10 protein-coding genes and 1 other RNA gene are annotated in these 11,264 nt (G+C 41.6%); 7 read left to right on the top strand and 4 right to left on the bottom strand.

From position 1 onward, the window contains the following. Position 1: 1 nt before the first annotated feature. Together MR181_RS04480 and MR181_RS04485 are read right to left on the bottom strand one after the other, a co-directional pair. Complete coding sequence (locus tag MR181_RS04480; RefSeq protein ID WP_242335391.1) at positions 2–850, bottom strand: transporter substrate-binding domain-containing protein; 849 nt, start codon at positions 848–850, stop codon at positions 2–4. A gap of 128 nt (positions 851–978) precedes the next feature. Then, complete coding sequence (locus MR181_RS04485) at positions 979–1,656, bottom strand: amino acid ABC transporter permease (RefSeq protein WP_242335394.1); 678 nt, start codon at positions 1,654–1,656, stop codon at positions 979–981. A 130-nt stretch (positions 1,657–1,786) separates the two neighbouring features. On the opposite strand from MR181_RS04485, the gene MR181_RS04490 reads away from it, so the two are divergent. The 3 genes from MR181_RS04490 to MR181_RS04500 all read left to right on the top strand — a co-directional run bounded on the left by MR181_RS04490 (position 1,787) and on the right by MR181_RS04500 (position 5,139). After that, positions 1,787–3,274 (top strand): amidase, encoded by a 1,488-nt coding sequence (locus MR181_RS04490; RefSeq protein ID WP_242335397.1) that lies wholly within the window; start codon positions 1,787–1,789, stop codon positions 3,272–3,274. 42 nt (positions 3,275–3,316) lie between these two features. Then, complete coding sequence (locus tag MR181_RS04495; protein WP_242335400.1) at positions 3,317–4,234, top strand: GH25 family lysozyme; 918 nt, start codon at positions 3,317–3,319, stop codon at positions 4,232–4,234. Between the two features lie 161 nt (positions 4,235–4,395). Continuing rightward, complete coding sequence (locus MR181_RS04500; protein WP_242335403.1) at positions 4,396–5,139, top strand: SDR family NAD(P)-dependent oxidoreductase; 744 nt, start codon at positions 4,396–4,398, stop codon at positions 5,137–5,139. An 87-nt stretch (positions 5,140–5,226) separates the two neighbouring features. On the opposite strand, the gene MR181_RS04505 is transcribed toward MR181_RS04500, so the two are convergent. Continuing rightward, on the bottom strand, positions 5,227–7,482 hold the full coding sequence (locus MR181_RS04505; RefSeq protein ID WP_242335406.1) for a PBP1A family penicillin-binding protein: 2,256 nt from the start codon (positions 7,480–7,482) through the stop codon (positions 5,227–5,229). A gap of 12 nt (positions 7,483–7,494) precedes the next feature. Further along, on the bottom strand, positions 7,495–8,109 hold the full coding sequence (recU, locus tag MR181_RS04510) for a Holliday junction resolvase RecU (RefSeq protein ID WP_102169274.1): 615 nt from the start codon (positions 8,107–8,109) through the stop codon (positions 7,495–7,497). A 364-nt stretch (positions 8,110–8,473) separates the two neighbouring features. Here recU and MR181_RS04515 point away from each other — a divergent pair, with 364 nt between their 5' ends. The 4 genes from MR181_RS04515 to MR181_RS04530 all read left to right on the top strand — a co-directional run bounded on the left by MR181_RS04515 (position 8,474) and on the right by MR181_RS04530 (position 10,868). Continuing rightward, the gene (locus tag MR181_RS04515; protein WP_242335409.1) at positions 8,474–9,055 is read left to right on the top strand and encodes an SLOG family protein; all 582 of its coding nucleotides are present in this window, start codon (positions 8,474–8,476) and stop codon (positions 9,053–9,055) included. 97 nt (positions 9,056–9,152) lie between these two features. Further along, positions 9,153–9,515 (top strand): cell division regulator GpsB, encoded by a 363-nt coding sequence (gpsB, locus tag MR181_RS04520; RefSeq protein ID WP_191336754.1) that lies wholly within the window; start codon positions 9,153–9,155, stop codon positions 9,513–9,515. A 14-nt stretch (positions 9,516–9,529) separates the two neighbouring features. After that, positions 9,530–9,904: RNase P RNA component class B (gene rnpB, locus MR181_RS04525), an RNA gene on the top strand. 145 nt (positions 9,905–10,049) lie between these two features. Next, on the top strand, positions 10,050–10,868 hold the full coding sequence (locus MR181_RS04530; RefSeq protein ID WP_242335412.1) for an aldo/keto reductase: 819 nt from the start codon (positions 10,050–10,052) through the stop codon (positions 10,866–10,868). Positions 10,869–11,264: the final 396 nt, after the last annotated feature.

Below are 11,264 nucleotides of genomic sequence, written 5' to 3' on the forward strand. Positions count from 1 at the left end.
CCTAATCCCCCTTATACTTACTCTGAATCGTAAAGTGACGGTCGATATGAACATTCGGCTTCTTAGTAACATCGGCGCCATAGTACTTCTTCGCAATTTTAGATAAGGTACCGTTTTTCTTTAATTTAGCTAGTTCATTATTGAATTGCTTTTGGAGTTTTTGATCATTCTTATTAAAGACGATTCCTTCACCCTTACCATCTTCATTCGTGGTAAAGTACATTCCTTGTCTGATTTTAAGCCCGCTATTCGGTTGTGCTTTGAGGGCCAACTTTTGGAGATAGTAGTCATTCATAATAAAGTCAGTCTTCCCACTGGCAACACCCTTCATGTAGACATCATTAGAAACGTTGTCGTAGTTAACTAGCTTAGCTCCTAGTTGTTGGGCGAGTCGTTGGTAATTAGTTCCAGCTTCACCGGCAGACTTCTTTCCCTTAATGTCTTTCCAGTTGTTGATGCCAGAGTTATCGCTTTGCCGAACAATTAAACTATTGAAAGAATGTTTAATTGGGGATGACATTAAATAGTTCTTTTGGCGGGCAGGTGAAATGGCAAAGTCATCCGCTGCCATATCTGCTTTTCCAGTCTTGACCGCGGTTAACATCCCGTCAACATCGTACTCTTTAAACTTGACCTTCTTATGGAGTCCCTTAGCAACCGCACGAATAACCTCAACATCATAACCAGTTAACTTCTTAGTTTTCGGATCATGGTAAGAAGTGGGGTAGAGGGTTCCAGATGTTGCGACAGTCCAGGTGTCCTTATCTGCAGCACTCTTTTTCCCACAAGCAGCTAAACCAACAATTGTTAAAACAATTACTGAGAAAATTGTTAAAAACTTTTTCTTCATATGGGTGACTTCTTCCTGTATTTTATTCTGACAACAATGTGAAAACGCTTTAATTATATTCCGATCATTTAGCCAATTCAATCAGATCTGCATAACTTCTCCATAATACTAAACATTGTTAATCATAATCATTCATTAACGTAAAATTGTAAACGATTTTCGACTTTCTGCTCACCCCAGCTAAGAATGCAGCAAACGATCCAGTAGATAATGGCAATCTCAATATAAATCGTCATGTAATCCTGATTTACTCCAGCGACAACTTTGGCCTTCATGAACATTTCAGAAACGGTAATCATTGCGGCAAGGGAGGTACTTTTAAACATGTCGAGTAAGACGTTTCCCAATGACGGAAGAACGATCCGAAAGGCTTGGGGCAAAATAATGTAAATCATCATGGTGAAATAGGACATTCCCAAGGCTTGCGCAGAATCATATTGAGATTGACTAACGCCCTTGAGAGCAGACCGGTAATATTCAGCAAGGAAAGCACTCGGGACGACAGTAAAAGAGAGGATCGCCGCGGGCAGGGCAGCCATGTTCAATCCAAAGTAGGTCAAGAAAAGCACGACTAGCATTGGAACACCACGGAAAAAGGAAATATAGAAGCGAGCAATCCCACGAAGAAGTCGGTATTTACTAATTCGCATTAGCATTACTAAAATACCAACGATGTTAGAAGTAACAAAACAAATTGCTAACAGAATGATTGATAAGGGCAAGCCACTAAGAATAGTTGGTAGGGACTGCCAAGCTAGTGGTGCATCAAAAAGTCCAGGAATGTTAAACCAGTGTTCCCAATTCAAGCGAACCATCTCCAAATTAAGTTTACTAACCTAAAGTATATTGAATTGAAAACGCTTTTACAATGACTAATAGACGATTTATAATATAAATGCCTATTTGTAACTGTGATTATCAGAAAGAAGAAAATAGATGGATATTCATTCCTTATTAAGAAAACCAGCTTATCAATTAGCGGATATGGTTAGAGCAAAGAAGATCAGCAGTTCTGAATTAGTAAGTGCTGCAATTGAAAAAGTTAAAGCGGAGAACCGGCAATTAAATGCAGTAATTCACCTGCGTGCGGAGTCAGCCCTAAAGGAAGCCCGTCAACTAGTTGATCATGGACAACCGTTTTTAGGGGTGCCAATTTTGATTAAAGGTTTGGGTCAACAACTTGCTGGCGAGTCAGATACTAACGGCAATAAGTTATTTCGAAATAATATTGCCCAATCGACCAGTAACTTTGTTCGGGCTTTGCAACAAGCGGGTTTTATCATTATTGGTCAGACTAATTTCCCCGAGTTCGGTTGGAAGAATATTACTGATGCAAAGCTTTTTGGTCCGGCCCGTAACCCATGGAATACGGAAGTTACTCCTGGTGGTTCTTCCGGTGGCTCAGCTGCTGCGGTGGCCGCTGGTTGGGTGCCGTTAGCTGCCGGGAATGACGGTGGTGGTTCGATCCGGATTCCCTCTAGCTGGTCAGGACTAATTGGGTTAAAGCCCACTCGTGGTCGTGTACCAACTGGACCGAGTGATTGGCGTTCTTGGCAGGGAGCCTCGATTAACTTTGCCCTGACGCGATCAGTTGAAGATTCTGCCCGGTTACTAGATCAGTTGCAAACCGTTCAGTCAGCAGCTGTTTTTCAAGTACCAAAGTTTACCTCTGGATTTAGTCACGCTTTGCGGCATCCAATGAAAACCGTCGAAATTGGTTATACGCTTGAATCACCGGTTGGCACTCCAGTTAGTGACGAAGCAAAGCAAGCGGTATTGGACGCGGTGACTTTTCTGAGTGATCAAGGATTTAAATGTACTGAATTTACTGATTCAGTTGATGGTAGAGCACTAATGAATAGTTATTACACGATGAATGCTGGTGAAACCGCGACAATGTTTGATGGAATCGAACAGTATCTTGGGCGGCCGGCTAGCCGGGATGATATGGAATTATTGACGTATGCTCTTTGGAAAACTGGTGAAAATGTTTCGGCAGCCCAATACAGTGAAGCATTGAGTCAATGGGATCAAGCAAGCTATATTCATGATCAGTTACACGATCAGTATCCCTTATTCCTTACGCCAACGAATGCTCAACCAGCTCCTCGAATTGATCATGACTTAATTATGGCAACCGATCGTAAGCGGATGGAAAATATTACAGAACTATCACCGGAAGAACAGCGCCAGTTGATTTATGATCAATGGCTTCCAGCGTTGACTTATACACCATTTACCGAACAGGCGAATATGACCGGTGAACCGGCAATTAGCTTACCAACCCATGTTTGCGCTAATGGAACGCCACTAGGAATACAGTTTATTGCCCGAAAAGGAAATGAAAGTTTACTTCTCCAAATGGCCAAGTTATTTGAAGACCATCAGCAATTCAAAATGCTTCAGCCAACCCTTTTCTCATAAAAGGTATAATGAAGTTATCTAATAAGGAAGAAGTGAGGGTAGATGACACTGTATTTTACAGATGTTTTTTCCGGAAGTGCGGATTGGATAGTAACTGATCCCCATGCTCAGGGGACAATCGTGAAGGTCTCTCAGGGAACAGGCTATGTTAATCCCAAATATGAATACCAATATTCCCTAGCGAAAACTAACGGTCGTTTACTAGGACTTTATCATTATGCGGGTGGCAATGATCCGGTCGCGGAGGCAACATATTTTCTCAATCATATTCAGGGGAAGGTTGGCGAAGCGGTTTTAGCAATTGATTGGGAGCAATACCAGAATGCAGCTTGGGGTAATGTAAATTGGGTCCGAAGGTTTGTTGATGAGGTGCATCGGCAAACAAATGTCTGGCCACTAATCTATGTCCAAGAATCGGCAATTTGGCAAGTTGCTAACTGTGCGAATGATTGTGGCCTTTGGGTTGCTAAGTATCCCTCAATGAACTGGCATTCCTGGCAGGTACCGAATATGCAGGTTAATACTGCGCCTTGGCCGGTATATACATTATGGCAATTTACGGGAGATGATGAAGATCGCTCGGTTGCAACTGTTGATCGTGAAGGTTGGCAAAAATTAGCTAATCCTACTGGGCAAGTAAGTTTACGACCAATAATCTCTGGAGACTCTATAGATAGCGATTTACCAGGTGATGAAACGTGGACTGATAACCTTGGTGATACCTGGCACCGTGAAGTTGGGCGGTTTACGAGTAATCGACCATTAACTTTGCGTTGGGGTGCGCTACCAACCTCGACTGCAATTGCAGAATTACCGACAGGTTCAGTGATTGACTATGATGCCTGGTCACGGCATGATGGCGAAGTTTGGATCCGTCAACCACGTGACAATGGTCAATACGGTTACCTACCGTGCCGCAATGCTGTTACGAATGAAGCATACGGAACATTTAGTGAATAACGAAATTAAAATGCCTCATGGTCGTTAGAAAACAGGCTAACGAGTATGAGGCATTTGATACTTAGGAGTCCTTAAAAGGCCGATTCTTTGCTTAATGAAAAGACAGCCGTTATAATTAAAGTTATAAAGGTGCTTAGTATCTCGGAATGGAGGAAATGAATATGGGTAAATTAGATGGTAAAGTAGCAATCATCACTGGTGCATCACAGGGAATGGGTGCAAGTCATGCCCGTCTCTTTGTCCAGGATGGTGCTAAGATTGTCATTACTGATATTAATGCTGAAAAGGGTGAAGCTTTGGCAAAGGAACTTGACCCGACTGGTGAAAAGACGCTTTTTGTTAAACAAGATGTTTCCAGCGAACAGGATTGGCAAAAGGTCGTTAAGGAAACATTAGCTAAGTTTGGCAAGATTGATGTGTTAGTCAACAATGCGGGGATTAGCATCACTAAGTCAATCTTTGATTATAGCGTTGATGATTATTTGAAGATTGTTAAAATTAATCAACTTTCAACCTTTATTGGAATTAAGTACGTTGGCGAAGTAATGAAGAACCAGAAATCGGGAAGTATCGTTAACATTTCATCAATTGATGGCTTAGTTGGCGGTGCAATTGGTTATACTGACACTAAATTTGCTGTTCGGGGGATGACCAAAGCTGCCGCCCTTGAATTAGCACCGTATAATATTCGTGTCAACTCAGTTCACCCCGGAGTTGTTGAAACACCAATGATTAAGCAAAATGATAATAGTGATGAGGTTAAGGCATTCGCAAAGACAATTCCGTTGCAGCGGATCGCTAAACCTGAGGATGTTTCGCAAATGGTTGCCTTTCTCGCCTCAGATGAAGCTGATTATTCTACCGGCTCTGAGTTTATTGTTGATGGCGGGTTAACGGCAAAGTAAACAAGTTAAACTTTATCAATTTAAAAAGGAATACCTGACGTCTGGCAGACAAACGTTAGGTATTCCTTTAGTTTTTTATGCTAATAATTATTGACCATTGCCAGCGTTAGGAGCTGGTGGTGTTGGACTAGTGGATGAGGCAGAACTTGCACTGCTACTTTGCGTAGTTGAAGATGAATTGCTTTCATTTCTTGAGCCGCCATTTAAAATACTTTCAATGGAGCGACTTTCGGAAATTGATTCACTTCGACTATCAGAAGAAGAGTTAGAACTCGAACTAGAACTAGAACGTGATGATTCATTGTCATCATCGCCACCATCCCAAGCGCCATACATTAAGGCCCACTTGGAATCCTTAATTACAAGTTGACGCTTACCGTTTACCCGAACAGCCTCAACAGTATCTGGCATCTTCCAGTTTGAAGCATGGTTTTGCTCGTCGAGGTACTGCATGATGCTCTTGTAGAGGAGGACCGCAGTTCGTTCGTATTGGGTGGAAATTGCACCGCCATTCATCGGATGATCAAATCCAGTCCAGATCCCGATCGAGTAGTTTTTGGTGTAACCAGCCATCCAAGAATCCATTACTCCTGATTGGTTTCGGTTAGGGAAGTCAGTTGTCCCCGTCTTCCCAGCTTGGTGAACGCCGCTTAAGTAAGCAGAAGTCCCGGTAGAAGCAGAGTTAGTGAAGACGCCCTTTAACATATCAGTCATCATGTATGCAGTTGCTTTACTCATTGCCCGCTTACCGTGAGGAGAGTAAGTCTTGGTCTTACCATCCATGGTGGTGATTGAGCTAATGTAATATGGCTTGTAGTAAGTCCCACCGTTAGCAAAGGCTGCATAAGCGGCTGACATTTGAAGTGGGGAGATATAGAGTGCAATCCCGTTTTGGAGGGTGTAAGGATCCTTTTGGGAAATTCCTAAGCCGCCTAAGAAGGTTGTTGCCCGTTTAATCCCGACGTCTTGCAATGTCCGGATAGCAGGAACGTTTCGCGATTCCACCAGTGCGGAACGCATCGTCATGTTCCCCTTGTACTTGTTATCAAAGTCGTGAAGCACCTTATTTGTTCCTGGCCAGTAGAACTTCGTATCAGAAACGGTCTTGAACGTTGGCCATTGAAGGTACTCAATCGCCGGACCATAATCCATCAGTGGCTTAGCGGTAGAACCAGAACTCCGGTTTTCCTGAACAGCCCGGTTAAGGCCATAAATGACGTTGGAATGACGGCCACCAAGCATGGCAATTACTTGACCGTTATGCGGATCGGTAACCGCCGCCCCAGCTTGCATTTGGTCATTTTGGAAGGAAACTTCGCTATTTGCAGCGTTATATAACTTCTTTTGAGCACCAAGATCCATGTTAGTGTGGACTAACAAGCCGTCAGTGTTTGGATTATATCCTTCTGCCTGTAATTGGGCGAGGACTTCCTTAACGTAAGGATCAACGATCTTTTCCTTAACGTTGGTTTCACTTGATTCAACGTCACCATGATCTGGATCAAGACCATCAGTAACACTTTCGCTGGCAGCACTTTGAGCAGCTGACTTAGTAATGTAGCCGGCCCGAACCATTGCGTTCAAAACCTCATTCCGCCGTGCAGTGGCATATTTAGTATTTGAAGCAAGCGGATTGTAGTTAGTTGGTGATTGAGGCATTCCGGCAAGCAAGGCTAACTGTGAAAGATCCAAATCTTTCAATTCTTTACCATAATAATACTGGGCAGCAGTTCGCATCCCGTAGACCCCATTACCCATGTAAACCTTGTTAATGTAGTACTTAAGAATTTGGTCTTTACTGAAGTGCCGTTCAACATTTAAGGCTAACCAGGCTTCTTGAGCTTTCCGCTTGAAGGTCCGGTCAGATTGAGCAGTTGAGAAGACCGATAATTTAACCAGTTGTTGGGTTAGGGTACTTCCACCCTGCATTCCGTCTGAACGACCAATCACGTTATTGATTGCTGCACCAAAAATTCGCCGAACATCAACCCCATGGTGCTTATAGAAACGCCGGTCTTCGATTGCGACTACCGCGTGTTTCAAAGTGTCAGGAATTTGCGAGTCTTTAGCATAATCACGCTTTTGGGCACCAAGACGAGAAATTACCTTGTTATTGGCATCATAGATAATCGTTGTGTTCTGACTTGATAATTCCCGTTGACTAATCCTCGGGGCGCTTGAAGCGTAGTAGAAAAATAGTGCACATCCAGCCACGAACAGGAGGACAATTGCCCCTGCTATCCAGAGGAGGATGCGCTTTAACAATGGCTTCTTTCCGCCATCATCATAACTACCATCGGCGCGATACTGATCTTCGCGCCGTGGTTCATCGTTATTCGACATGATATTCTCCTTTTACTTTGTATTAGCAATAATTCGGTCGACTGCTTCCAGGTATGGAAGACGAGGATTAAGTCGATAACCAATTTGATAGCCGCACTTCTCGATTGAAGCAAGCGGAATTGATTTTCGACCGCCGGATTCTTGCTGATCCCAGAATTCAAACAGGTTGGTAGCTGGTAGTAAATAAATAAGATCTAATTCGGTAAATTTAATAAATGCGAAACAGATCCCACCCTGCTTGATACATTCACGCATGTGGCGAATTTGGTGGGGATGAAAATTCTTTAACGGAAATGACCGCTTATTTCGCGTTTCTTTCGCGTCAAAGTCAATGTAGTAGCCTTTGTAGACACCGTTATAGTCGGTCGTTGATGGCCGACGAAAGTACGCTTCCTTAATAACAGCAGCACTCCGCTTCGGGTAATCGACCTTTACTAACTGGATTGGTGTTGGCTTCTTATGGATCACAGCAATGTGGTTTGCTAAATAATACTGGTTGCTATGATTAATTTCATCTTCCAGTGACATTCCCCGTTTTGCGTAAATTGATTGATGGGGGGTCGGCAAATCTCGTTGCGGATTATACTCCCGCTTCGGTTGCTGACCATTGGGATAGTGAATATTCACCATTGATCACTCTCCTAACTAGAAGTATTATACCAGAGATACATCGAGATGATTGATACAGAATGTTTAAATTTAGAGTGCGAGCCAGCAGAGTGTCTTCGTCCCAAAGAGTTTCCGGAAAGCTAGCAATTTCTCCTGACGAAGGCGACTTGCGCCTAGGAAGGAGGGTGCTAGCTCTAGGAAACTCGGGCGAAGCACGTTTCGGCTATGTTACAATAGGAAGTTGCAGTCACGGCGAGCATGTTTGGTCTATGTTGCAGTAGGAAAGTTCCTGGTAAACAGTTCTTGACCTTGTTGCAGTAAATAAACACTTCCTATAAAAATAACTTTACCTATAATAATAGTAGAAAAAGGTGGCGATTAAATGCATCGATTATGGATCACGGGTTACCGGAGTTATGAATTAAATGTTTTTAAGGATGACGATCCAAAAGTTGCCGTAATCAAAGAGGTCCTTTCTCGTGAACTAAAGGCACGACTAGAAGAGAGCGATGAGGAATTTTGGCTGATTACTGGCCCTCAATTGGGAACTGAACAGTGGGCGATTGAAGTAGCATTGAAACTAAAGGACGATTATCCGCAATTGAAAGTATCGATGATGCAGCCGTTTACCGAGTTTGGTCAACAATGGAATGAGAATAATCAGGCTAAATTAGCTAACCTTCAATCAGCTGTTGACTTCAGTGCAAGTGTCAGCGATCATCCATATCAATCACCGCAACAGCTTCGTGCCTTTCAACAGTTCATGTTAACTCATACTGATGAAGCACTTTTACTTTACGATCCAGACCATGAAGGAAAGGAAAAGTATGATTATCAGGCAATTCAAAAGTATCAAGCTAATCATGATTATTCTTATCGCTTAATCGACTTTGATGAACTTCAGGAAGTAGCCATTGAATGGCAAGAACGTCAACGGGAAATGGAAGAAGCAGATAAATTCTAGGTTTTCGTGAATATCGGGCGAAATTGCTTGAATTTGAGGGATGAGTTAGGTATGATAATTAATGTACTTTTGAAGTTTAGCAATTGAGGTGTATAAATTGGATAACATTAAATTTACTCCACAAGATATTTTGCATAAGCAATTTAAAGAACGGAACATCGGAAAGGGCTACGATGAAGCTGACGTTGATTCCTTCTTGGACGATGTTATCAAAGATTATGACACCTTTAACAAGGAAGTTGATCGTTTAAATAGTGAAAATGAACGACTTCGTGCTAAGGTTGATGAACTTAACCGTCAAGTTGAAGTTGGTTCATCAATGAATAATGGAGCTGCTTCTCAACCAGTTTCTAACGCTACTAACATGGATATCCTGAAGCGGTTATCTAATTTGGAACGGCGTGTCTTTGGTTCTCAAATGGGAGCTAACGGTCAAGAGAACGACTCACACTTACTTTAATAATTTCAGATGCAAGTCTTGGGTAATTGAGCATAACTGATGTTATGTTAGGAAGGTCCATGCTCGCACAGACTGCGATGTCTGTAGTGTTTGTGCTCGCTGAAAAAATAAGGCGGGGTACCGATTTAATCGGTAACGGCGGAAGAAACGACTACGGTTTTACTACGTCCGAGTATTCCTGAAAAGTGCCACAGTGACGATACAATAAGGGAAACTTTATTGGTGGAACGCGGTAAACCCCTCAAGCGGTAAACCCAAACTACGGTAGGGGAGCTTTGGATAACGAATTGAAGTGATTCCAGGGGAGAGCTTTATGCTCTGAGATAGATGATTACCTCGGTATAACTTTTACCTGATAGTTATACTACGACAAAACATGGCCTACAGATTCTTGCATTCAGGTGGTCCGGGTTCGCCCGGGCTTTTTATTTTTTAAATTTTTTAGTAATAATAAGCATATATTTACTTTAATCAATTGTAAAAACAACAATCTCAATAAAGAAATAATATAATAGAAGTAAGGAGATGAGTTTAATGAAGACAGTAAAACTTAATAATGGCCTTGAGATGCCAATGATTGGATTCGGAACGTACCAAATTACTCCTAATACAACTTTATTAAATGTTGCTAAGGCACTCCGTTTAGGATATCGAATGATTGATACTGCGCAGTACTATGGAAACGAAGAGGGCGTTGGTGAAGCGATTAAGGAAAGCGGCCTTGATCGTGAGCAACTATTTGTAACGACTAAGGTCCAAACAAGTGGCTATGAAGAAACTAAAAAGGGATTAGATAATTCATTACTTGACTTCAATCAGGATTATTTTGATCTTGTTCTTATCCACTGGCCAATGGGCAATGATCTAGAAACCTACCGAGCATTGGAAGATGCATATCAGGAAGGTAAAATCCGTGCAATTGGCTTAAGCAACTTTAATGAACCGCAAGTTCAAGAGATTATTGATCATTCATCAATTAAACCAGTTGTTGACCAAATTGAAACTCATATTCTCTGGCAGCAACAGCGGATGCATGACTACTTAACTGCAAATAATATGGTTCATGAATCATATGCACCTTTAGGAGAGGCTAATCCTGGTTTCTTAGACATTCCTGTTCTAAAAGAGATTGGCGATAAATATCAAAAGACACCAGCTCAGGTTACCTTACGCTACTTAAATCAATGTGGAATTGTTGTTATTCCTAAATCATTGAACACTAAACATATGGAAGAAAATATTGATATTTTTGACTTTGAACTTAATGGTGAGGAAATGGCAAAACTTCGTGATCTTGATGCTAAGAAGTCAATTGATGGTTGGCCAGCTACAATGCAGGAAAATAATTACTAAAAAATCTCAAAAAATTTTTCACTAATAAAGAGATAAGTGAATTCGAATTTTTTGAAGTGGGGAGGGGTAAACAAGCTTTCCTAATGAACTAATTTAGGATCCCTTAAGGACAAGGATTGATGAGTGTAAATCACTATTTTTAACTTATCACTACCAAAACAGCTTTAGCTCACTTAATGAACAACTTCTTATAAATCTGTGAATTGCTTTATCATTTTGTTACGAAAACGAGAATAATTTGTTAAAAATAGTTGAAATTTTATCACAAGTCTAATATAGTAATGATGATTCAAAGTAATTATTGGATCCAATTAGTACTTTTCTACGCTTAGTCAAGTGGGATTACCGACATTAACTGTTTTAGTGTTGGTAATCCCACTTTTCTTTAATTTAAAT

The sequence above is a fragment of the Limosilactobacillus urinaemulieris genome (assembly GCF_932750685.1).
Taxonomy (GTDB): domain Bacteria; phylum Bacillota; class Bacilli; order Lactobacillales; family Lactobacillaceae; genus Limosilactobacillus; species Limosilactobacillus urinaemulieris.

What these genes read in the sequence shown, in the direction of transcription:
- MR181_RS04505 (WP_242335406.1), bottom strand. Translation starts at nt 7,482, where the DNA reads ATGTCGAATAACGATGAACCACGGCGCGAAGATCAGTATCGCGCCGAT.
- MR181_RS04480 (WP_242335391.1), bottom strand. Translation starts at nt 850, where the DNA reads ATGAAGAAAAAGTTTTTAACAATTTTCTCAGTAATTGTTTTAACAATT.
- MR181_RS04500 (WP_242335403.1), top strand. Translation starts at nt 4,396, where the DNA reads ATGGGTAAATTAGATGGTAAAGTAGCAATCATCACTGGTGCATCACAG.
- MR181_RS04495 (WP_242335400.1), top strand. Translation starts at nt 3,317, where the DNA reads ATGACACTGTATTTTACAGATGTTTTTTCCGGAAGTGCGGATTGGATA.
- MR181_RS04490 (WP_242335397.1), top strand. Translation starts at nt 1,787, where the DNA reads ATGGATATTCATTCCTTATTAAGAAAACCAGCTTATCAATTAGCGGAT.
- MR181_RS04530 (WP_242335412.1), top strand. Translation starts at nt 10,050, where the DNA reads ATGAAGACAGTAAAACTTAATAATGGCCTTGAGATGCCAATGATTGGA.
- MR181_RS04515 (WP_242335409.1), top strand. Translation starts at nt 8,474, where the DNA reads ATGCATCGATTATGGATCACGGGTTACCGGAGTTATGAATTAAATGTT.